This window comes from Rhodococcus sp. NPDC058521, assembly GCF_042719695.1.
GTDB lineage: Bacteria > Actinomycetota > Actinomycetes > Mycobacteriales > Mycobacteriaceae > Rhodococcus_F.
The window spans coordinates 100514-122222 of record NZ_JBHXNL010000003.1; the positions used below are offsets into that span (position 1 = coordinate 100514).

Annotated in this window: 22 protein-coding genes; 11 read left to right on the forward strand and 11 right to left on the reverse strand. The window is 64.0% G+C overall.

Annotated features, from left to right (window positions below):
• Nucleotides 1-135 precede the first annotated feature (135 nt).
• Nucleotides 136-324 carry a hypothetical protein gene (locus tag ACFWO3_RS06870; RefSeq protein WP_378575264.1) on the reverse strand — a complete coding sequence of 63 codons (189 nt, stop codon included), beginning with the start codon at nt 322-324 and terminating at the stop codon, nt 136-138.
• 60 nt (nt 325-384) lie between these two features.
• Here ACFWO3_RS06870 and ACFWO3_RS06875 point away from each other — a divergent pair, with 60 nt between their 5' ends.
• Nucleotides 385-2679 carry a helicase-associated domain-containing protein gene (locus ACFWO3_RS06875; protein WP_378575266.1) on the forward strand — a complete coding sequence of 765 codons (2295 nt, stop codon included), beginning with the start codon at nt 385-387 and terminating at the stop codon, nt 2677-2679.
• On the opposite strand, the gene ACFWO3_RS06880 is transcribed toward ACFWO3_RS06875, so the two are convergent.
• Nucleotides 2654-3370, reverse strand: a complete 717-nt coding sequence (locus ACFWO3_RS06880; RefSeq protein ID WP_378575268.1) for a MerR family transcriptional regulator — start codon at nt 3368-3370, stop codon at nt 2654-2656. The genes ACFWO3_RS06875 and ACFWO3_RS06880 overlap by 26 nt on opposite strands.
• A gap of 62 nt (nt 3371-3432) precedes the next feature.
• On the opposite strand from ACFWO3_RS06880, the gene ACFWO3_RS06885 reads away from it, so the two are divergent.
• The 3 genes from ACFWO3_RS06885 to ACFWO3_RS06895 all read left to right on the forward strand — a co-directional run bounded on the left by ACFWO3_RS06885 (nt 3433) and on the right by ACFWO3_RS06895 (nt 6425).
• Nucleotides 3433-3888 carry a DUF6194 family protein gene (locus ACFWO3_RS06885; protein ID WP_378575270.1) on the forward strand — a complete coding sequence of 152 codons (456 nt, stop codon included), beginning with the start codon at nt 3433-3435 and terminating at the stop codon, nt 3886-3888.
• 200 nt (nt 3889-4088) lie between these two features.
• Nucleotides 4089-5747: a DNA repair helicase XPB gene (locus ACFWO3_RS06890; RefSeq protein ID WP_378575272.1), complete on the forward strand. Its 1659-nt coding sequence runs from the start codon at nt 4089-4091 to the stop codon at nt 5745-5747.
• 9 nt (nt 5748-5756) lie between these two features.
• Nucleotides 5757-6425, forward strand: a complete 669-nt coding sequence (locus tag ACFWO3_RS06895) for a DUF3239 domain-containing protein (protein ID WP_378575275.1) — start codon at nt 5757-5759, stop codon at nt 6423-6425.
• Here the strand turns inward: ACFWO3_RS06895 and ACFWO3_RS06900 are convergent.
• From ACFWO3_RS06900 to ACFWO3_RS06910, 3 genes are all read right to left on the reverse strand, one after another.
• Entirely contained in the window at nt 6422-7234 is an 813-nt protein-coding gene (locus ACFWO3_RS06900) for a MerR family transcriptional regulator (protein ID WP_378575278.1), read from the reverse strand. The genes ACFWO3_RS06895 and ACFWO3_RS06900 overlap by 4 nt on opposite strands.
• A gap of 136 nt (nt 7235-7370) precedes the next feature.
• The gene (locus ACFWO3_RS06905) at nt 7371-8546 is read right to left on the reverse strand and encodes a DUF222 domain-containing protein (RefSeq protein WP_378575281.1); all 1176 of its coding nucleotides are present in this window, start codon (nt 8544-8546) and stop codon (nt 7371-7373) included.
• A 17-nt stretch (nt 8547-8563) separates the two neighbouring features.
• The gene (locus ACFWO3_RS06910; RefSeq protein ID WP_378575284.1) at nt 8564-8734 is read right to left on the reverse strand and encodes a hypothetical protein; all 171 of its coding nucleotides are present in this window, start codon (nt 8732-8734) and stop codon (nt 8564-8566) included.
• Nucleotides 8735-8858: 124 nt separating this feature from the next.
• Here ACFWO3_RS06910 and ACFWO3_RS06915 point away from each other — a divergent pair, with 124 nt between their 5' ends.
• Together ACFWO3_RS06915 and ACFWO3_RS06920 are read left to right on the forward strand one after the other, a co-directional pair.
• Nucleotides 8859-9704: a class I SAM-dependent methyltransferase gene (locus tag ACFWO3_RS06915; protein WP_378575286.1), complete on the forward strand. Its 846-nt coding sequence runs from the start codon at nt 8859-8861 to the stop codon at nt 9702-9704.
• 129 nt (nt 9705-9833) lie between these two features.
• Entirely contained in the window at nt 9834-11450 is a 1617-nt protein-coding gene (locus tag ACFWO3_RS06920) for a GMC family oxidoreductase (protein WP_378575288.1), read from the forward strand.
• Between the two features lie 591 nt (nt 11451-12041).
• On the opposite strand, the gene ACFWO3_RS06925 is transcribed toward ACFWO3_RS06920, so the two are convergent.
• From ACFWO3_RS06925 to ACFWO3_RS06935, 3 genes are read right to left on the reverse strand one after another with little or no spacing between them, the layout of a single operon-like run.
• On the reverse strand, nt 12042-12935 hold the full coding sequence (locus ACFWO3_RS06925; RefSeq protein ID WP_378575291.1) for an ABC transporter permease: 894 nt from the start codon (nt 12933-12935) through the stop codon (nt 12042-12044).
• Nucleotides 12928-13743, reverse strand: a complete 816-nt coding sequence (locus ACFWO3_RS06930; protein WP_378575294.1) for an ABC transporter ATP-binding protein — start codon at nt 13741-13743, stop codon at nt 12928-12930. Before ACFWO3_RS06930 ends, ACFWO3_RS06925 begins: the two co-directional genes overlap by 8 nt.
• Nucleotides 13740-14810: an ABC transporter substrate-binding protein gene (locus tag ACFWO3_RS06935; RefSeq protein WP_378575296.1), complete on the reverse strand. Its 1071-nt coding sequence runs from the start codon at nt 14808-14810 to the stop codon at nt 13740-13742. The genes ACFWO3_RS06930 and ACFWO3_RS06935 overlap by 4 nt, the downstream gene beginning before the upstream one ends.
• Before the next feature lie 228 nt (nt 14811-15038).
• On the opposite strand from ACFWO3_RS06935, the gene ACFWO3_RS06940 reads away from it, so the two are divergent.
• A complete protein-coding gene (locus ACFWO3_RS06940; RefSeq protein WP_378575298.1) occupies nt 15039-15947 on the forward strand; it encodes a sigma-70 family RNA polymerase sigma factor in 909 nt (302 codons plus the stop codon).
• Here ACFWO3_RS06940 and ACFWO3_RS06945 read toward each other — a convergent pair.
• Nucleotides 15937-16527 carry a carboxymuconolactone decarboxylase family protein gene (locus tag ACFWO3_RS06945; protein WP_378575300.1) on the reverse strand — a complete coding sequence of 197 codons (591 nt, stop codon included), beginning with the start codon at nt 16525-16527 and terminating at the stop codon, nt 15937-15939. The genes ACFWO3_RS06940 and ACFWO3_RS06945 overlap by 11 nt on opposite strands.
• 122 nt (nt 16528-16649) lie before the next feature.
• Between ACFWO3_RS06945 and ACFWO3_RS06950 the strand changes: the two genes are divergently transcribed.
• Nucleotides 16650-17855: a pyridoxal phosphate-dependent aminotransferase gene (locus tag ACFWO3_RS06950; RefSeq protein WP_378575302.1), complete on the forward strand. Its 1206-nt coding sequence runs from the start codon at nt 16650-16652 to the stop codon at nt 17853-17855.
• A complete protein-coding gene (locus tag ACFWO3_RS06955) occupies nt 17852-18862 on the forward strand; it encodes an AraC family transcriptional regulator (RefSeq protein WP_378575305.1) in 1011 nt (336 codons plus the stop codon). The genes ACFWO3_RS06950 and ACFWO3_RS06955 overlap by 4 nt, the downstream gene beginning before the upstream one ends.
• A gap of 12 nt (nt 18863-18874) precedes the next feature.
• Here ACFWO3_RS06955 and ACFWO3_RS06960 read toward each other — a convergent pair whose 3' ends face one another.
• Complete coding sequence (locus ACFWO3_RS06960; RefSeq protein WP_378575308.1) at nt 18875-19300, reverse strand: VOC family protein; 426 nt, start codon at nt 19298-19300, stop codon at nt 18875-18877.
• Nucleotides 19301-19340: 40 nt separating this feature from the next.
• Nucleotides 19341-19988: a LysE family translocator gene (locus ACFWO3_RS06965; RefSeq protein ID WP_378575312.1), complete on the reverse strand. Its 648-nt coding sequence runs from the start codon at nt 19986-19988 to the stop codon at nt 19341-19343.
• Between the two features lie 145 nt (nt 19989-20133).
• Here ACFWO3_RS06965 and thpD point away from each other — a divergent pair, with 145 nt between their 5' ends.
• Nucleotides 20134-21045 carry an ectoine hydroxylase gene (gene thpD / locus ACFWO3_RS06970; RefSeq protein WP_378575314.1) on the forward strand — a complete coding sequence of 304 codons (912 nt, stop codon included), beginning with the start codon at nt 20134-20136 and terminating at the stop codon, nt 21043-21045.
• A 40-nt stretch (nt 21046-21085) separates the two neighbouring features.
• The gene (locus ACFWO3_RS06975; protein ID WP_378575317.1) at nt 21086-21709 is read left to right on the forward strand and encodes an alpha-ketoglutarate-dependent dioxygenase AlkB; all 624 of its coding nucleotides are present in this window, start codon (nt 21086-21088) and stop codon (nt 21707-21709) included.

Here is a 21709-nt window from a genome sequence, read left to right on the forward strand (position 1 = left end):
GCCATCATATACGACTCCCCGTCCACACAATTATCGCCCCAAAAACAGGCCCCCCCCCCACCCTCAAACACCCCCCACCAAACGCCCCGCGCCCCCCCCCCCGGGGGGGGGGGGCCCCTCTCTCGTATCGACCGACTAGCGGTTGATGACGGTGCGCGGGTGCGCGTACGGCAGCGAGTCCGCGGGTAGCGGAAACTCGGTGTCCTCCCCGAACGGGGAGAGACCGCCGGCGCGGTTCGACGACAGCTCGGTCACTGCGTGATCTCCGTCTGCAGTTTCCGGCCACCCTGGATCGACATACTGCTTCTTCGAATTGTTAGCCACGAGGACATTTTGACAGGAGCACAAAGCGACGTACAGCCCAGGTCTCTAATCTGATAGGCGATGACCGAAATCGACGACTCCTCCGAGACCACCACATCCGCGGCAACCTTCGCGGAATGGTTGGCTCACCGATCCGACGCCGAGCTGACCGAACTGCTTCGGCGTCGACCCGACCTTGCGGTGCCGCCACCGTCCACGGTTGTCGTACTCGCCGGACGTGCAGAGCAGCGGGCGTCGGTGGTGCGGGCCGCCGACGACCTCACGACACTCGATTTCGGCATCCTCGAGGCACTGCTCCTGGAAGGCGCCGAAGAGACCGGGGTGGCACGTGAGGTTCTCGCCGAGGCAGTGGGCGGGCGCGCGACCAAGAAGGCCGTCGACAAGGCGATCGACGGACTGCGTGCGTCCGCACTGGTGTGGGGGGATCGGTCGCTGCGCGTGATGCAGGCCGTCCGCGCGACCATCCCCTGGCGCGTCGGGAGTTCGGCCGACACCACCGACGTCCTGAGCGAGCCGGAGATCGCAGCCGCGCTGACCACCCTCGAGTCCCGCGAACGCGACCTCCTCGACACACTCGCGCGGACGAGTTCGATCGGGCGGACGCGCGACGCAGCTCCCGGTACCTCCCCTGATCGACCGGTCCAGCGCCTCCTGTCCGCGGGTCTGCTGCACTGGATCGACGCCGAGACGGTGGAGCTACCCCACCGAGTTCGACAGGTGCTGCGCGGCGAAGCGGTCTTCGACCCGACCGCCCTCACCCCGCCCACCGTTCCCACCAGGAAGAACCCTCCGGCGGACATCAATGCTGCCGCGGCCGGGGAATCCTTGGAGCTCATTCGGCACTGCGAGAATGTGGTCACCATCCTCGGAGAATCCCCGGCACCGATGCTGCGAGCCGGTGGGCTCGGCGTTCGTGAACTGCGCCGGATCACCAAATCGGCGGGTATCGACGAGGCGCGAGTCAGCCTGGTCGTCGAGATGCTTGCCGGCGCCGGTCTGATTGCCGCCGGAATACCCGATCCGGTGCCCGTCGGCGACACCGGCGACACCTATTGGGCTCCGAGCACCGGCCTAGACGCATGGTCGAACGCTTCCACCGCCAAGCGCTGGCACACTCTCGCATCCGCCTGGCTCGATCTGCCCCGCGTGCCGTGGTTCGTAGGGATGCGTGACTCGAACGACAAGCCGGTCGCAGCTCTGTCGGACGAGGCAAGAGCGCCGTCGGCGCCCCTGGACCGGCGAACGATCCTCGGCGCATTCGCCGACCTGGGCACAGGTCGCAGTGCTACCGCCGACCACGTCAGCCGCCTCCTCGCGTGGCAGCGTCCGCGCTGGGGCGCCCGCCTGCGTCCGTTCGCCGTCGAGCGGACGCTCGCAGAGGCAACGGCTCTCGGACTCGTTGCCCACGGTGCGCTGAGCTCACCCGGACGAGCGCTGCTGCACGGTGGCGATGCCGAGGCCGAAATGCATACCGCACTCCCCGAGCCGGTCGACTATTTCCTTGTTCAGGCCGACCTCACCGTGGTGGTTCCCGGGCCGCTCACTCCGGATCTCCTCGAACAGCTCACCCTCGTCGCGGACATCGAGTCCGCCGGCGCGGCATCCATGTACCGGATCAGCGAGGCAAGTGTGCGTCGAGCCCTCGACGTCGGCACGAGCGCAACGGAGCTCCACAGTCTCTTCTCGTCCCGTTCCCGCACCCCGGTCCCGCAGTCGCTCACCTATCTCATCGACGACGTAGCGCGCCGTCACGGTCGTCTTCGCGCCGGTGTGGCAACTGCTTTCGTTCGTTGTGAGGACCCGTCCCTTCTCGCCGAAGTCCTCGCATCCCCCGTTGCAGAGCCTTTGGCGCTACGTGCGCTCGCGCCCACCGTCGCCGTCTCGCAGGCACCGTTGCGCGACGTGCTCGCCGAACTTCGGTCCGCCGGCTTCTCCCCCGCCGGCGAGGATTCGACGGGTGCTCTCGTCGATCTGCGGCCACGCGGGGCACGAGTCCAGACTCGCCGCCCTCGCGTCATCACACGTACGCCCGCTGTCGCCGCCGATGCCCAGCTCGAAGCATTGGTGCGGACACTGCGGGCCGGAGACCGAGCGGCCTCCGCGGACGTACGAGGCGGTGTTCGGTCGGACGGTTCCCGCGCGGGAACGGCCGCGACCCTCGCACTGCTCGCGAAGGCCGCGAGCAGGAAGTCCAGCGTCACCATCGGCTATGTCGACGCGCAGGGTGTGGCAACGCACCGCATCGTCGATCCCGTCAGTGTGGGCGGCGGACAACTCGACGCATACGATCCCGCAACCGGCAGCGTTCGGCGATTCACCCTCCACCGAATCACCTCGGTATCGCCGGTGGGCTGATCGCGGCGAGTTCTGCAGCAGCGTCGAGGAGCGCACGCGAGCGCATTTCGATGTTCGCATGCCTGGCCGCCAGGGCAGCTTCGATCTCGACGGAACCGCCAAGCGGCAGGTCACGCATCACGACCCGCAGGGTCGGCACCCGGTATCCGGCGCTCCTGAGCTGATGGACGATCCTGGCGTCACGCACGTCCGCAGGCGAGTACCACCGCCTACGGCGAGGCGCTACGCGACCTGGAACCACGAGACCTTCTGCATCCCAGTGTCGCAAGGTCGACGGGCGTACACCGAGTGCGTCTGCCAGTTCTGCCACCGTCATCGCATCGCCCGGGCGCATCTCCGCGATCGGTTCCGCAGCAATCGCAGCGACGGCCTCCATTGTCAACGCGAGGCCGATCCGCTCGCGGTGCAGTCCGGCGTGCGCGGCGTCGAGTCGAGCGAGCGCGGTGTCGGATTCCTCGTGGACCGCCCGGAGGATCTGCTTGGCTTCGACCGGTCCCACCGCCAACGCCAGCGCCCGATACGCACGCGCGCACCGAACGTGAACCGGCCGGTACAGGCGATACCCCGTTGTGGTGCGATGAGCGGTGGGTAGAACGCCGTCGCGTTCGAGGTTGCGGATCTGCTGAACGGAGCAACCGACGAGACGCCCCACCTCCGCGGTACGCAGAGTCTGTGAATCGAGAGTTTCCACGACGCTTCCTGCACTTTCCGAGCCGAAGTCTCCACATGCACCTCAATGAAACGCTGGAGTACATGAGTATCGACGAGATCATCGACTTCGTGACCGACTTCGGCGATGTGCTGGTCCTGCGACCGGAGGCCGGGGACGGAACTCCCGAAATTGCGTGGGGTGACACGTTCTTCTACTTCTCTCCCGACGGCACCGTGCCGCCCGGCCAACCGTTTGCAACCGTCGTCACCAAGAATTATCCCGATGACGACCGGTGTGGACTGGACTCTCCCGGGGCGTTCCGGGTGAACGTCGCCGCCGACAAGGACGAGTTCGCTCGGTTCATCGGCCGCACTCCCCGTGAACCCGCCACCGTCCCTCCCTTCACGGGCACCGACACGGTCGTCGCCCATCCGCTGTACGGATCGGCGGGTTGGCTCGCTGTGGTGAACCCCGGCCCCGCGACCGAATTCGCAGTCCGTGAACTTCTCGAATCTGCCTACCACCGAGCTCGCGCCCGGCACGAACGCCGAGCTTGAACATTGCTCGAAATTCGCGTTTTTCCTCGGATTCTTTCCGTGGGCGAGCCCGTCGTGTAGCGGCGGCGCGATAGCGTCTCCATTCCACCTCCTCACGGTCGCTGCGGTCCTCCCACCACGCGCCAACGTGGCGGGAGGACCGCAGAACCAGGACAATGGCAAGGCTGGCTACATCCGGCACCGCTATCTAGGAGGTACCCGTGACCGACGGACCGTTGATCGTTCAGTCCGACAAGACACTGCTGTTGGAGGTCGATCACGAACGCGCCCCCGATGCTCGGCAGGCGATCGCCCCGTTCGCCGAGCTCGAGCGAGCCCCCGAGCACGTGCACACCTACCGCGTCACGCCCTTGGCACTGTGGAATGCCCGCGCCGCCGGACACGACGCCGAACAGGTCGTCGACGCGTTGGTCAACTATTCGCGTTTCGCCGTCCCGCAACCGTTGCTCGTCGACATCGTAGACACGATGGCCAGGTACGGACGTCTCCAACTGGTGAAGAACCCCGCGCACGGGCTCACCCTGGTCAGCCTCGATCGTGCAGTCCTCACCGAGGTCATGCGGCACAAGAAGATCGCGCCGATGCTGGGCGCAGCGGTCGACGAGGACACTGTCATCGTTCACCCCAGTGAACGTGGACACCTCAAGCAGATGCTGCTGAAGATCGGCTGGCCCGCCGAAGACCTCGCCGGTTACGTCGACGGCGAGGCGCACCCGATCGACCTGGCCTTCGAGGAAGGCCACTGGCAGCTTCGCGACTATCAGGAGATGGCGGCGGACTCGTTCTGGGCAGGTGGTTCCGGCGTGGTCGTGCTGCCGTGCGGTGCAGGTAAGACCATGGTCGGTGCCGCAGCGATGGCGAAGGCCAAGGCAACGACGCTGATCCTGGTGACCAACACGGTCGCCGGACGCCAGTGGAAGCGTGAGTTGATCGCCCGGACGTCACTCACCGAAGAGGAGATCGGCGAGTATTCGGGTGAGCGCAAGGAGATCCGGCCGATCACCATCGCGACGTATCAGGTCATCACTCGCCGCACGAAGGGCGAATACAAGCACCTCGAACTCTTCGATTCCCGCGACTGGGGTCTGGTGATCTACGACGAGGTGCACCTGCTGCCCGCACCGGTCTTCCGTATGACGGCAGACCTCCAATCAAGGCGTCGTCTCGGGCTGACCGCGACTCTGGTGCGCGAGGATGGACGAGAGGGCGATGTGTTCTCTCTCATCGGCCCCAAGCGGTACGACGCACCCTGGAAGGACATCGAGGCACAGGGCTGGATCGCCCCGGCCGACTGCATCGAGGTCCGCGTGACCATGACGGATGCGGAGCGCATGGCCTACGCGGTCGCCGAGCCGGACGAGCGGTACAAGCTCTGCTCCACGGCGCACACCAAGATCGCCGTGGTGAAGTCCATTCTCGAGAGGCACCCGAATTCTCCGACCCTCGTGATCGGCGCCTACCTCGATCAGCTGGACGAGCTCGGCGAAGCGTTGGATGCTCCCGTCATCAAGGGGTCCACGAAGAACAAGGAACGCGAGGAACTTTTCGACCGGTTCCGCGCGGGTGAGGTTCAGACCCTGGTGGTGAGCAAAGTTGCCAACTTCTCGATCGACCTCCCCGAGGCCTCGGTCGCCGTTCAGGTGTCGGGCACGTTCGGGTCGCGCCAGGAGGAGGCCCAGCGCCTGGGCCGACTGTTGCGGCCGAAGCACGACGGTGGCCAAGCGCACTTCTACTCGGTGGTCTCCCGCGACACCTTGGACGCCGAGTACGCGGCTCACCGGCAGCGCTTCCTCGCCGAGCAGGGTTACGCATACCGAATCACGGACGCCGACGACCTGCTGGGACCGGCAATCGGATAGCGTCGTCACGTGCGACATTTCGAGTTCACGGTCGACCGTGCCCATGCAAAATCGGTGAACCAGACCCTGAAAGACCTGCGACAAATGCAGATCTCGGCGGTCATTCTCGCTGTCGTCCTAGTGGCGGGCGCCGTGTTTCTGATCATGGTCGGCCGCGCGTGGTCCGTGGTGCTCGGGGTGGTGTTGATCGCCGGTGCCGTCACGTCCTTGTTCCTGGCGGTGTGGATGCCGCGCAAGATGGGCAGTATCGACGAGTTGTACCGGAAAAGCCCACTGGTTCCCGCCGTGGTCTCCGAATCGCATCCTCGTGCCCTGACCCTGCTCGCGCTGGTGGACATCGCGAAGTCCGAAACCGGTGGCCGCGCATACGCACTGGTCACCCGAAACATTCCGACGATGCCTGGCCTGCAGCTGCGAATCGGCGACAGAATGCCGTCAGTCGCCCTTCTCGGTGATCGTGGCCGTCGAAGCGGGGCAACGACCTGGCAGATGGTCAGTCCGATGCCGATCGCGTGGGGAACCCGGGACAAAGCGACGCGCGTTCGCGCAGACGCCGCAATCGACGGGATCGAGTGGGACTTCCTCGCATCCAGGATCGACGAATCCGAGACCGTCCGCAACAGTCCCGACCAACGCGTCCTCCTCGAGATCGGTGAACTCCCCGAGGAATTGCGCTAGCTCGAGGACGACTCGAGCGGGCTGTGGAAATACCAGAGGTGGCCCTCGAGGTCACGGGCTCCGTACTCCCGCACTCCGTACGGCTGGTCCACCGGAGGTCCGAGAACGTCCGCCCCATGTTCTTCTGCGTACGCGTGGTGGGCGTCGGCATCGTCGACGGCGATGACGATCATTCTGCTCACGCCGCCGAGGTCTTGCGGCGAGCTGTAATCGTTCCCCGCGGGGTGCAACCAGATCGACTGGTCTCCCGCGTACAGTTCACCGTGCACCACCCGCCCGTCGGCGTCGTGTGTGAGTGAACCCGCGGTGAGACCGAACGTCTCGGTCAGATAGGCGTGTGCTGGCGCCAGGTCGTCGTAGACCACCAGTGTCGTGGTGCTGCGAATAGGTGTATCCAGCATGGTCATCTCCTCCATGATCAGAAACAGGGTGTCGGGTGGGGCATCTCCGGATCGCGTGATCTCCGCGTCGATCGCTCGCAGATGTGCGCTCAACCGACTGGCCGCAGCAATGTCGCGGTCGATCTCCTCGGTGTGCCGGGCGACCATCGAAGCGAGATCCCATTCTGGGTTGTCGAGGAAAGAACGGATCTCGGCGAGACTGAACCGAAGGCGTCGCAGAGCAAGGATCCGATAGAGCCTGCGTACGTTCTCGCGGTTGTATAGCCGATGTCCACCGGCTGTCTGACCAGCTGGGCGCAGGAGTCCCGTCTGGTCGTAGTGACGGAGGGTTCGAACGGTCACGGCGGTCAGTTCGGCAAGCTGCCCGACCTTCCATCCGCACACGTGCGCGGCTTCTGCTTGTTCCACCTTTACGACCGTAGAAGCTGACGTCGCGTCACATGCAAGTCTTCATGTCGACCGAACCCACACGCACGCCGATCGGCGCCTGCCCGTGGTGCTGTGGGCGGCGCTGATCGGTGCGGTGATTCGGTTCGTACGTGCTTCAGGCGGCGCCGGGGCCGGCCCGGTCCTCGTGATGTGCGGACCGGTGATTCGACGGGATCGGATACCTTCGTGTGGTTCCGGGGATCGGTGGAGGCAGGAACCACGGGAACCGATCCGTCCCCATCACCACTTCCCACCGCGAATGATGCAACAGTCGGTGATGAAACCGGCACAACAACACCAGATTGTTCAGATCTGTCGGCCCATGATCAGCCCAATGCACGATGTGGTGCCCCTCGCACCAGGAGGCAGGGGCACCGCAGTTCGGGAACGCACACCCTCGATCACGAGCCACCAACGCGCGGCGTTGCTTTCCGGTGACGGTGCGGACAGTATGCCCCAGATCCAACGGGGCACCCTCGGCGTCGACGACCACCGTTGAAAGCGCACAATCGCAAGCAAGCATTCGGGTCGTGTTGATCGTCAACGGCCCCATCCAGGATGCCCAACCCACATGATCGTGGTCGGGGTCCGTGAACACATCCGCACACTCGCGATCAGCCACAGGCTTCGTATGGGCGGCCAGATCCGCGGCCTTCACACTCACTGTCACCTGCGGTTTCTGCCCGCCCTCGACCGGACCCACACCGGAGGCGAGGTACCGGCGCAACAGTTCGGTGAACCCGTCAGCCCGCCGCTTACCCGGAGAACGAACATCCTTGCTTCCATCGGTGCCTGGCCGAGGCGCGGACAACCTCGATAATGCGGCCAGCAGCATCTCCCCCGTCACCGCATCCAGATCCGCTTTCACACTCATGCGCCCGTTCAACGTGCTCGAAGCATGAAACTCGTTGCGATCGGTGTCCTCTCCTGGTGGCGGGGCGTCGGATTCGAAGATCCGCTCCAACTTTGCGATCACCGCCCGCACACCCTCCGACGTCGCCGCCGGACCACGCGCCGCCGCCAACAACGCCTCCACGCACGCGCCCAATGCCTCTTCTGGCATCCCCGGAGGTGGACTCTCGCAGAACCGCACAACCAAACCGGCATGAGCGATGGAGATCAGACCGGCGTCCAAGGCCTCGCCGACCGCAGGATGCTCACGAAGACCGATCGCGAGGGCGATCAACCGGCCCGCCGCGCCGACCTCGAGCAAGGTGTTCGATGCCAACCACATCTTCGCGGACCCGAAACCGAGAACATCCATCCGGCAGCGGGAATCGACCTCCGCCACCAACCGCACCCGACGCGCTACCACCGGGCGATCTGCGCAGACACCTCGAGCACTGAATCACACAATTTTCGCTCACCCAGCTGCCACGAGGACGGGGCCTGCGTCGCCAACCGCACCGCATCCGCACGCAAAGCCTCGTCCGCGCCCGCGTACTCGCCGACCTCTGGAACTGTGTCCCCCGACCCCATGCACCAAACACTATTTCGAACACCCGTTCGAGTCAAGACCCGCCTCGCAAGAAAAGAAGATGTGCCGGTCGGCGAATTGCCGCATGCTGTCGCCGAATCAGCAGCACCCAATCGAAGGGCCACCATGCGCGAATCGGATGCCGTCTTCGACAACCGAGCGAACTGGGACGAGCGGGCGGAGGTGCACGTGCGTTCCGCGATGTATGACGTCGAGAATTTCCTGGCCGATCCGAGCACAATCTCGACGGTCGTGCAGAACGATCTCTTGGTTCTCGCACCGCACTTGCCGGACTCCGGGGTTCGTGGCCGTTCGCTGCTGCACCTGCAGTGCCACATAGGGACGGACACGGTTTCCTGGGCGCGACTGGGTGCGAGCGACGTGCACGGACTCGATTTCTCCCCCAACTCACTTCGCCATGCGGCTCGAATCGCGGAGGCAGACGGGCGCACCATCACCTGGGTGGAGGGCGATGCACGGGGGGCATCGACGTTGATCGCCCGGCGATTCGATGTGGTGGTCACCAGCGCCGGAACCATCGTCTGGCTACCGGAACTCACGGGTTGGGCACAGTCGATCCACGACCTTCTCGAACCCGGCGGCGTGTTCATGATTCGCGACGACCACCCGATTCTGGGATCGATGGAGTTCGAGCCCTGGACAATCACCGACGACTATCTCGGCGGCGGAGGCACCCGTACCTACGAGGATGCCGGGACCTACACCGACAACGACACAGACGCGGCGATCGGGCACGTCACCAACCACGAATGGCGGCACGACCTGGGCGAGATCATCGGTGCATTGCTGAACGCCGGTCTCGAGATGCTCGCGTTCGCCGAGTTGCCGTACATGGACTGGCCTGCGTTTCCCGACCTCACGCCATGCCGGGAAGGGTGGACGTTGCCGGCGACCACACCTCGCATTCCGCTCAACTTCGCGATCGTCGCCAGACGTCCACTCCTACCCTGACGGGTCTACCGACCAGCGACCGCAGAATCACATTGCCTGCGCCGAGAAATCAACGCCGCGCCTCGACGGCAATAACTAGAACTTGTTACAGTCGTCACAACCAGGATCCCGCACGAGCAAAGGTTGTCCATGAGCAAGCAGAATCTTGTCGACGAGGCCGATTACGTCGTGGCCGGAGCCGGCAGTGCCGGATGTGCTGTCGCCGCCCGACTGGCCGAGTCCGGGGCGTCGGTAGTGCTACTCGAAGCCGGCGGCAGCGACGACAAGATCCTCTACAAGCTGCCTGGCCTTATTGCGCCTATGCATGCCGTCCCGCAGATCGAGAAGCTCGCGGACTGGGGTTACCACACCACACCTCAAAAGCACGCCCTCGACCGCAAGATTCCGCAGACGCGGGGCAAGGTGCTCGGCGGGTCGAGTTCGGTCAACGGCATGCTCTGGGTGCGCGGAAACCGCGCCAACTACGACGATTGGGTCGCCGAGGGCAACAAGGGCTGGGGTGCCGACGACGTCAACGACGTGTACAGGCGCATGGAAGATTTCGAGGACGGCGGCAACGAATTCCGTGGCGCCGGAGGGCCGATCAAAGTCACTCGCAACGCGAATCCGACCGAGGCCAGCCAGCAATTTCAGGACGCGGCCGCAGACACCTTGGGCGTTCGTGTGCTCGAGGACTACAACGCCGAGTCGCAGGAGGGGTTCAGCACCTTCCAACAAAACACCTCTGACGGACTGCGTTACTCCTCCTCTCGCGCTTACCTGCACAACGGTTCGCACCCGACACTGTCGGTGCAGACGGGCGTCACCGTCGCACGCATCGTCATAGAAGGCGGACGCGCAACGGGCGTCGAGGTGATCGACAAATCGGGCCGTCGGCGGACCATCCGAGCACATAGCGAGGTGATCGTCTCTGCGGGTGTCTTCGGCTCGCCTCAGCTGCTGATGCTCTCTGGCGTCGGCCACGCAGATCATCTGGCCGAGAAGGGCATTACGACGGTCATGGACCTCCCCGTCGGCGACAACCTGCACGATCATCTCTTTGTGCCGACGAGCTGGTCGATGCCGAATGCGACGCACCGCGGCACTCCCGGGTACTTCGCCCGAGGCATGGCCAAGCAGTTCACGCGGGGCGGCTCGTTCCTGGAGAACTCCGTTTTCGAAGCTGTCGGTTTCGTACGGACTTCGCTCGCCGCCGACGTCCCGGACCTCCAGATCCACGTGTTGCCGTGGGGCTACCCGTCGCCCAACCAGGACGCCCCGACTTTTCACGGCGTCGACCCCTTCCCCTGCCTCACGGTGATGTCGACGTTGATCTACCCGCGCTCACGCGGCACCGTGCGCTTGGCCACCAACGATCCGACGAAGGCGCCGCTGATCGACTTCAATTACCTCGCCGAGTCCGGCGACAGGCAGGTGCTCAGAGAAGGCGTCGAGATGATCCGCGAGATCATGGGCAACGCCAAGATCGCACCTTCGTCGAAGGGCGAAGTCCATCCCGGCGCGGAGCATACCGGTGCCGATCTCGACCGCGAGATCCTGAATCGGGCCACGACCGTGTATCACGGGGTCGGCTCGTGCCGGATGGGTGTCGACGAGAATGCCGTGGTAGATCCGGAACTGCGCGTACGTGGGATCGACGGCTTGCGCGTCGCCGACGCATCGATCATGCCGACCATCACTGGAGGCAACACCAATGCACCGTCGATCATGATCGGTGAGAAGTGCGCTGAGCTGATTCTCGGATAGAAGGCATGGCGGTCGTGGCCAGTCTGCCGCTGACACTAAATGACAACCTTTGTCATTACCAATAGCGAGTCTCGGAGGCCGGTCCGACTACCTGCGGAAGCGGGTCATGCCCCAGTCACCTCTGGCCTGGAAGCCACGCGTAGTCGGCGGTGCGGGACCCGTATTTGGCGTAGCGGTTGATAACTCCCTTGCTCACCGCGCCGACGCCCTGCGATGATGATCCGTCGCGGAGTATCGTCCCTGAAGCAGGCCTGCAGCAAGCCGTTTCGCCGCCCAAGGCCCACCGCCTGCCCTGTGTAGCCATGGAGAATCGCTTGATCTTGCGCCTCTTTGCCATCCGGATCAGCGTTCCGGCCGCGTGCGCACCTCGAGGTGTGGCCGTGGCGCAGGCGAATCGTGCGCCGGGAACCGCCGCGCGTCTCCTCGCGTTGCCGGTTCCGCTTTGACTGCACCTGTTCAGGGAACTTGTTCAGCAGACTGAATCTGCGCCACTCCCCCGTCGAGCACCGCCTCTGCCTGTGTGCGTGCGAGCAGTCCGCGCCGAAGATCGCCGGCACGAAGACGGTCGGCACCGATGCACGAAGCGACCTGTCAGATAGCGGCACGCCAGCGCGACAGTCTACGTTCGACCAGCACCAGGACCGCGTTGATCGTCAGACCGAGAATCGAGATCGCGATGATTCCCGCGTACATGTTCGGAATCTGAAAGTTGTACTGGGAGGCTGTGATCAGGTAGCCGAGCCCAGCCTTGGCGCCTACCATCTCTGCGGCGATCAACACCAAGATCGACGACGCCGCGGCCATACGGATTCCGGTGAAGATCGTGGGCACAGCGGCGGGCAGTACCACCTTCTGGAACAAGCGAATCGGAGACAACCCCAGAGACGAAGCCGATTTCACGAGAAGTGGATCGACGGTGCGCACCCCGGAGATGGTGTTGAGCAGAATCGGGAAAGCACATGCATAGATGACCAGCGCAACCTTCGATTCCTCACCGATTCCCAGGATCAAGACGAAAACCGGTAGCAGGGCCAGGGCTGCCGTGTTCCGGAACAGCTCGAGTATCGGGTTGAGGAAATCCGCGACCGGGCGGTACCAGGCGATCGCGATTCCCAGAGGAATCGCGATCGCGATCGCAACGAGGAACCCGACCAGTGCACGAAAGAGGCTGGCGGACACGTGCTGCCACAGTTCTCCCGATCGAGCCAGATCGAAGAACGCGCCAACCACCGTGGTGAAAGGTGGCAGGAAAACTTCGTCGACCAGACCTACCCGGGGCGCTATTTCCCACAGTGCCAGGAACGCGACGATGACGACCGAAGGCTTGAGCAATCTCCACGCAACCGGAGCACTCGCCCGAACGATTCGACCCGCCAAACCTACATCGCGCACTGGTTCGGCCGGGACCGCCACGAAGGAGTCGACTTCGGCTGCAGACGGCTCGTACGTGAGCTCACGCGGTTCGCTGGCAATGGCGCTAGACATGGGCAGCCTCCTTCTCGATCACCTGGGCACGCTCGACCTCGCCGTGCAGCAGAGTCCAGATCCGGTGCCGATACTTGCGAAACTCCTCGGTCGAGCGGATGTCTTCACCGGAACGATCGATGTCGATGTCGACGGTCGTCTTCACGCGGCCGGGCCGAGACGTCAGGACTGCCACGCGCTGACCCAGATAGATTGCTTCGTCGATGCCGTGTGTGATGAACAGAATCGTCTTGCCCGTTGCCTTCCAGATACGCAACAGCTCGTCCTGCAACGACTCTCGGGTCTGAGCATCAAGTGCCGCGAACGGCTCGTCCATGAGGAGCACCTCCGGATCGAACGCCAGGCTCCGGGCAATCGCGACACGCTGCTTCATTCCGCCGGACAGCTCGTGCGGGTACCTGTCACCGAACCCCTGCAATCCCACCAATTCGAGGTAGTGCTCCGCGCGTTCGCGTCGCTCCGCTTTGGGCAGCCCTTTCGCTTCGAGACCGAACTCGATGTTGTGGCGGGCCGTACGCCACGGCAGCAACGCATACTGCTGGAAGACGATGCCCCGATCCAGACCGGGTCCGGACACCGGCTCTCCATCGATGAATATGTCACCTGCAGTGGCCTTTTCGAGTCCGCCCAGCAGGTCCAGCAGGGTGGACTTTCCGCATCCGCTGGGGCCCACCAGTACCAGGAACTCGCCGGCAGCGAGATCGATGCTGATGTCGTCGATTGCGGTGAACTTCTCCTTGGTACCGCGCAACGGGAACTGTTGGGTGACGTGTTCGAGCCTCAGCTTGGGCTGTGTGGTCGTGCTCATTTACTTCCCTCCAATGCCTGGCCGTCGGCCCCGCTGCTCTCGGGATAGGTGCCGTTGGCGTAGGGGTTGAACTCGTTGGTGTAGACCTCGGCCGCATCGAGCTTTCCGGGCTCTACCTCACCGTTTCGCTCGAGCCAGTCGATCCAGGTCGTGATCTCCTTGTCCGTGATCAGGCCACCGGGGCCGGCCACGCCGGGACTCTTCCAGTAGCCGACGAGGTCGGTGTTCTCGTTGCGGCCGCGCTTTTCGATGATCTGCCGGAACCGGTCGATCACCTGATCGCGTGGCGTCGTCTGCGTCCACCTGATCGCTCGGGCAGTGCCCTGCACGAAGTCCGCTACCGCGTCCCTGTTCTTCTCGACGAAGTCGTCACGGAAGACGATACTTCCGTATGTGAATGCGCCGAAAAGGGATTCGTCCGTGAAGAGTGGGCGGATCCCGCCGCGCTCGACGGCGGTCTCACGGAAGACACTGCCGAGGGTGCTGACGTCGACCTGCCCCTGCCGGAGTACCTGTTCACCGTTCACCGGTGGTACCACGGTCAGTTCGACCTGCTCGATCTCCTCGGGAGTCAACCCTTCCTGCGCCAACCATTCCCGGACCAGGAACTCGTGGTGTGCACCGAGAGTGTTCATTCCGACCTTCTTGCCGATCAGGTCCCGCGCGGTTCTGATCGGGCTGTCGTCCAGGACGTAGTAGCCGTTGAAGGTCTCCTCGTCCGACCCGTAATAGCCGATCACCGACGTCACGAGCGACTGCGCAGCAGCAAGTTTCAGTACCGCACCGTTGAAAGCGCCACCGAAGTCGGTCTCGCCGGTGGCTGCGTTCTGAATGCTCTGAGGTCCGCTGGTGGTGTCGCCCTTCCACTCGAGTTTCACGTTCTCGAAGTAGCCGAGATCTTCGGCCAGTTCGGGAAAGCCGACCTGACCGGTGACTCCTTCGTATCGAAGGAGGGTTTTGCCGTCTGCCGTCTTGGCGGCTTCGGACTGGCAGGCAACGGCCCCGCTGGCGAGGGTGAGTAGCGCGGCCACAGCCGCCAAGGGACGAAGGGTTCGTGGGCGAATCATCGCGAACTTTCCGGTAGGGGGGACAGGCCGACAGCCGTGCCGAGAAGGAGAGCGCTGAGAGTTCTGGTCAGCCGAGACAGCTGAAACACTGGAACATGGCTACTCCCTGGTCGAGTTGTCCGCCCAACTGGCGGCGCATTGGAGAGACCATACGTTCGCCCCCACCCCCACCTGCAATGGTTACGAACATGGCCGATTTTATGTCGGGTCCGGACGTAGACTGGCCGCATGACCCTGCAGCTCGCCGACGAGTTCGAGACGCACCGGCGTCATCTGATGTCGGTTGCCTACCGACTCACGGGCAGTGTGGGTGACGCCGAGGACGCGGTACAGGAATCCTGGATTCGCCTCGATGCTCAGGACTCGTCGCAGATTCGCGATCTGGGTGCATGGCTCACCACCGTCGTCGGCCGGGTATGCCTCGATCGTCTTCGCTCCGCGGCCGTACGCAGAGAAACCTATGTGGGGCAATGGCTTCCCGAACCCATCGTCACCGAGTTCGGACCGTCGGCCGAGCCCGATCCACTGGACTACGTTGTCAGCCAGGAAGAGAACCGATTGGCCGCGTTGGTTGTGCTCGATTCGCTGCCGCCGCAGCAACGCGTCGCCCTGGTGTTGCATGACGGCTTCTCGGTCCCGTTCTCGGAGATCGCACGCATACTCGACGTAGAGGTCGCGACGGCGCGACAATTCGCGTCCCGCGGCCGCAAAGCGGCTGCGACCGCTCCTCCCCCGGTCCCCGACGAGGAACACACGGCCGCCGTCACGCGGTTGATGGAAGCGATGGCCAGCGGTGACCTCGATGCCGTCGTCGCAGCGCTGCACCCGGAGGCCAGGGTGATCGGCGATGCCAACGGGACCACGAGCACCGCCGTCAACATCATCACCGGGGCGGACAAGTTCGCGCGGTTCTTCCTCGGACTACTCCACCGTTACGGACGGGAGTCCTTCAACGGTTTGCAACCCGCACTCGTCAACGGCCAGCTCGGATTCTTCAACCACGGCTTCCCCGGTGACGACGCCCACCGAGGTTTCCCTGCACGGGTCAACGGATTCACCGTCCGCGACGGACTCGTCTACGCCGCGTACGACGTCGCGAATCCGGAAAAGTTCAACGGAATACGCATCAACCGGTGACGGTGTCGTCGGCCCACGGCACTCGACAGGCATCCGTACTGAACCCCTGATCGGTGATGCCGAGCGCCGAGTTCACGCGGGCACGCATGTTCTCCAGACCGATCTGATATGTCAGCTCGACGACACCGTTGTTTCCGAACCGGCGCGCAAGGTCGGCGACCTGCTCGTCGGTGACACCGCTTTCACCGTGAACATCACCCGTCATCGCGTCGGCGTAGGCAATGGCAGCCTTCTCGTCGTCGGTGTACAAACTCGACTCGGCGTAGTTACCGATCTCCTTCAACCGGTCGACGTCCAGACCGTCGAGACGCTGCAGCATGGTGCCGAAGTCCACGCACCACGAGCAGCCGATGGTCCAGGCCACCCGATACACAGCCAACTCACGCACGTTGGCCGGGAGAGTCGTCGAAGCCTTCTGCGCCGCAAGTTCGTGCATTGCCGATGCAACGAACAACTTGGGGTGGTGTGCGGAGACCGCGAACGGCTCCGGAACTTCCCCGTACTGCTTGGCGGCGTACTTGTAGGCCATCTTCACCAGCGGTCCCGCATCCGCGGGCGTTACGGCAGGAATCCGGGGCATGTCGTCCTCCAACGTCTTTCGGGGTGCCGTGTGCAACCCCTTCAACCGTATGACGGATCAGTGCCACCGAATGTGACATGACCGCATCGAATCGGTCGACAGACACCGACTACCCTGCAGTTATGCCCGAGGGAGCCCGCAACCGGACAGTTGCCCGTCTACAACCGTTCGCATCCACGATCTTCGCGGAGATGACGGAACTCGCCGTTCGCCACGACGCCGTCAACCTGGGCCAGGGATTTCCGGACACCGACGGTCCGGAGTCGATGCTCGCTGCAGCGCGCCAGGCCATCGCCGACGGCGTCAATCAATACCCACCCGGCGCGGGAATGCCGATCCTGCGTGAAGCGATCGCCGAGGACAGAAAACGGCGGTACGCCGTCGACTTGGACCCCGAGTCGGAGGTGCTGGTCACAGTCGGTGCGACCGAGGCGATCAGCGCGACGTTGCTCGGTCTGATCGAGCCCGGCGACGAGGTCGTGTTGATCGAACCCTTCTACGACTCGTATGCAGCCTCCGTTGCGCTCGCGGGTGCGACCAGGAGGAGCGCACCCCTGGTGCCCGCCGGCTCGGGGTTCCGTCTGGACGTCGACGCACTGCGGGCGGCGATCACAGCGCGAACGACGATGCTGGTCGTCAACACCCCACACAATCCGACCGGCACGGTGCTCACGATGGACGAAATGCGCTCCATCGCAGAAATCGCATGTGAGCACGATCTGCTCGTCCTCAGCGACGAGGTGTACGAACATCTCGTTTTCGACGGCCGGGCGCACACCCCGCTCGCCTCCTTGCCCGGTATGTGGGAACGAACCGTCACCGTGTCGAGCGCTGCGAAAACGTTCAACGTCACCGGTTGGAAGATCGGATGGGCCTGCGGGCCCGCCGATCTGATCTCGGCCGTTCGCACGGCGAAGCAGTACCTGTCATTCGTCGGCGGGGCACCGTTTCAGCCTGCGGTCGCGCACGCGCTCGTTCACGAACAAGCATGGGTCCGGTCCTCCCGCTCGCATCTGGAAGCCAAACGCGATGTGCTGTACGGCGCACTCGTCGAGGCCGGCTTCGAAGTGTATTCCGGCGGGGGCACCTATTTTCTCTGCGCGGACATCACCTCGATCGACGAACGTGACGGCATCGAATTCTGTCGGACACTGCCCGAACGCATCGGCGTCGCCGCCGTCCCTGTCAGCGTCTTCACCGACCACCCCGATCGGTGGAATCATCTGGTGCGCTTTGCTTTCTGCAAACGCGACGAAGTCCTCGACGAGGCTGCCCGACGCCTTCGCTCCCTCGGCGGAGCCGAGACCCGCCAAGGCGGTGCCACATGAGCGTGCGAACCATTCCCGCAGACTTCGTCAGGCGCGCGGTCGAGCTTTCGACTCAGGGCGGCGTCGACCTCGGACCCGCCGTGTCCGCCGCAGGTATCGGAGAGGCCGCACTGACGGATCCATTGGCGCGGCTCACGCCGGCTCAGGTCACCGTGTTCACCCAGGAAGTATGGCGTCTCACGAACGACGAATTATTCGGTCTCGGAACAGCTCCCGTTCCGCGTGGATCGTTCCGACTGCTGTGCCTCGCGCTGATTCACAGCCCGGACCTGGCAGCCGTGCTGCACAGACTGGCCGATCTTGTACGCGCATTGCCTTCACTGCCGCAGCTGCGCATCGAGGAAGGTGAGCGCGGGACGGTCGTCACGGTCGTTCAGGACGATGCCGACAGCGAGATTCCCGAGGAAGCCGCCCGAATCGTCACGGACTTCACGCTGATCCTCCTGCACCGATTCGCCGCCTGGCTCGTGGGAAAGCGGGTTCGTCTACTGGCTGTCGAAGTCCCCTACCCCACGCCGCTTCCGACACTGGCGCAGAACTACGACCACATATTCGGGGTCCCGGTGGCGTTCGACTGCCCCGCACCCGCGATCGAGTTCGACAACGCAGCGCTGCGCCTACCCGTCATCAGGACCGAGGAAGCCCTCGAGGACTACCTGCGTGGATCACCGAATCTCTTGCTCTCCGAACGGGACTACGATTCTGCCGCGTCAGCACAGGTACGCCGTGCCCTCGAGCTCGGAGTGAAAGGGCGAACCGCAACCGCCGAGGACATCGCGGACATGCTGTCGATCAGCGTGCCGCATCTGCGTCGACTGCTGCGCCAGGACGGCACCTCGCTGAACCAACTCCGCGAGGAAGTATTGCGTGACGCTGCGGTTGCCAGTCTGCGGCGTGGAGAGTCGGTCGAGGTGCTTTCTGCCCGTCTGGGCTTTTCCGAGCCGAGTGCGTTCCGGCGAGCGTTCAAGCGGTGGACAGGAAGTACTCCGAGCAGTTTTCGGCACTGACGCGGTGCGGGGTCAGCACAGACAGAATTCGTTTCCTTCCGGGTCGGACATGGTGATCCATCGGTACGGGCCCTGACTTCGGCGGTGCATTATTGTCGCCCCCTTCGACTCGAGCACCGCCGCAAGGTCTTCACGACCGTCGCCGGCTTGCAGGTCGAGGTGCAGTCTGTTCTTGGTCTGCTTGGACTCGGGCACCCACTGGAATACAACGCGAGGGCGCTGCGGATGATCGGGGTCCCGGATGGCCGCGCCCTGCTGCCACACGAGTACGCCCTCGAACGTGGTGGTGTCGGACACTTGCGCATGTCCGGCGCTGATCAATCCGCGGATGAACTCCTCGTCACTCGGCTCCACCTCCCATCCGAGTGCGTCGGCCCACCATTTTGTGAGTTCGTGGGGCATTTCCGGATCAACAGTTACCTGAAGTTCCATCGACATGTACCCACGCTAGATCTGCCCACCGACACTTTGGTCCGCCTCATGCGGCGGCCGGACGCGACTTGTCGACGAGAAGGTGCACCGCCAAGGCGCCGAGTACAGTCCCCATTGCCGCCTTCTGGGCCCGCACCCACCCTGGGCGCGACGAGAGGAAAGTGGCGATTCCGCCTGCGAGACAGACGATCAGCGCGTTGACGGTTAGGGCCACGATGATCTGAACCGAGCCGAGCACGAGACTCTGCGCCCACACCGGTCCGTCTCCGGGGCGTATGAACTGCGGGATCAGGGCGAGGTACAGCACCGCGATCTTCGGGTTGAGCAGGTTGGTCGTCAAACCCATGACGAAGAGCTTTCGCCGCCCGTCCGGCGCCAGCATCCCCGATCGCGCGAAGACGTCCTTCCCGCCCGGACGCAACGCCTGCCAGGCCATCCATGCCAGGTACAGGGCACCGGCGATCTTCAATGCCGTGTACAGCTGCGGGACCGCTGCGAACACACTGATGATACCGAGCGTCGCGGCCACCAGGTAGCACGCGAAACCGAGCGCCACTCCCGCGAGTGACACGAGTCCGGCCACCCGTCCCTGGGTCACACTTCGAGACACCAGATAGACCATGTTGGGCCCGGGAGTGAGCACCATTCCCAACTCGACGGCTGCGACACCAAGGACTGCTGCGGCACTGATCACGGCGCCCAGAGTCGCATCCGGGGCGCGTGATCGTCACGGTCCACTTCGACGTTCCTGGCCTGCGCACAGGCTTGCATTAGCCGACGACCAGTGGGAACGTCGGATATGTACCTATATTGCTGACCTGAAAGGGTGAGATCGAAATATGCGTACGGCTGTCGCCGACCACTACCCCACACGTGACCGCAACGAGTGCACAGTGAGCCAACGGCACGACCCTGTCACGTGGTTCGAATCGAATCGAGACACACCGACGAAGGGGCCACTGAGCCCCCGCGAAATCGCAGATTACGACTCCCGCGGCTTTCATTCTTCCGAAGCCCTCGTGCCCACCCGAGACGTCTTCGACCTCAAGGACGAGATGACCCGTCTCGCTCAGGATCGTCGGCTGGTTGGCGACGGTCGTGTCGTGCGAGAGAACGGGGACGGAGAGGTTCGCTCCGTTTTCGACGTCCATCTGCTGAGTTCAGTCGTCGACGAGATCGTTCGTCGGCCCGAGGTCGTAGGGATCGCTCGCCAGATCCTCGGCTCCGACGTGTACGTGCATCAGTCCAGGCTCAACTTCAAGCCGGGCTTCAGCGGCGGTCCGTTCTATTGGCACTCCGATTTCGAGACGTGGCACGCCGAAGACGGCATGCCGACGCCGCGGGCGATGAGCATTTCGATCGCACTGACAGAGAACTACGGTTACAACGGCGGACTCATGATCATGCCGGGCTCGCACAAGGACTTCGTCTCGTGTTCCGGCCGCACTCCGGACAACTACTACAAGGAATCACTGGTCAGCACCGCTCCGCCCACTGGTTCACCCGACGAGCGCATGTTGTCCCGCATGGCCAACGAGTACGGAATCGAAGTCATGACCGGTCATGCCGGTTCGGCGACCGTCTTCGACTCCAACTGCATGCACGGCTCGAATGGAAACATCACGCCGTTCGCTCGCTCGAACCTTTTCGTCGTGTTCAACAGTGTGGAGAACACCCCGACGGACCCGTTCTCCGCGCCGAGCCCGCGACCCAGGTATCTCGGGAGCAGGGACTTCACCGCGATCCGATGAATTAGAACATATGTTCGATGGCTGGAGTATGCTGGACCGCATGCTCCAGCCATCGCTGTTCGACGACCCCGCGCTCGGGACGCAGCTCGGCGTCCTGAGCGGGTCTCTTCGGCGGCACGCGCTCAGTCGCGGCGCGTGGGTCGACGCTCGTCCCGGCTGGTTGACCGGCTCGGAGGACCTGTTCGACCGGCTCGTCACGGAAACACCGTGGCGGGCAGAACGCCGCACCATGTACGACCGTGTGGTGGACGTACCGCGACTCGTCAGGTTCTACGCCGAGAAAGATCAGCTTCCCGACCCGCTGCTGCACGCCTGCCGCGAAGCACTGTCCGACCATTACGAACCCGAACTCGGTGAACGGTTCGCCACGGCGGGCCTCTGTTACTACCGGGACGGAAACGACAGCGTCGCCTGGCACGGGGACGACACAGGCCGCAGCCGCACCGAGGACACCATGGTTGCCATCGTGTCACTCGGCGCCGCACGGCCGCTGATGTTGCGGCCGCGCGGCGGTGGACAATCGCTGAAATTCACCGTGGGACACGGTGATCTGGTGGTCATGGGCGGTTCGTGCCAACGCACCTGGGAACATTCCATCCCCAAGAGCGCCCGCCCGACCGGACCGCGGATCAGTGTGCAGTTCCGCACGAGAGGCGTTCGCTGA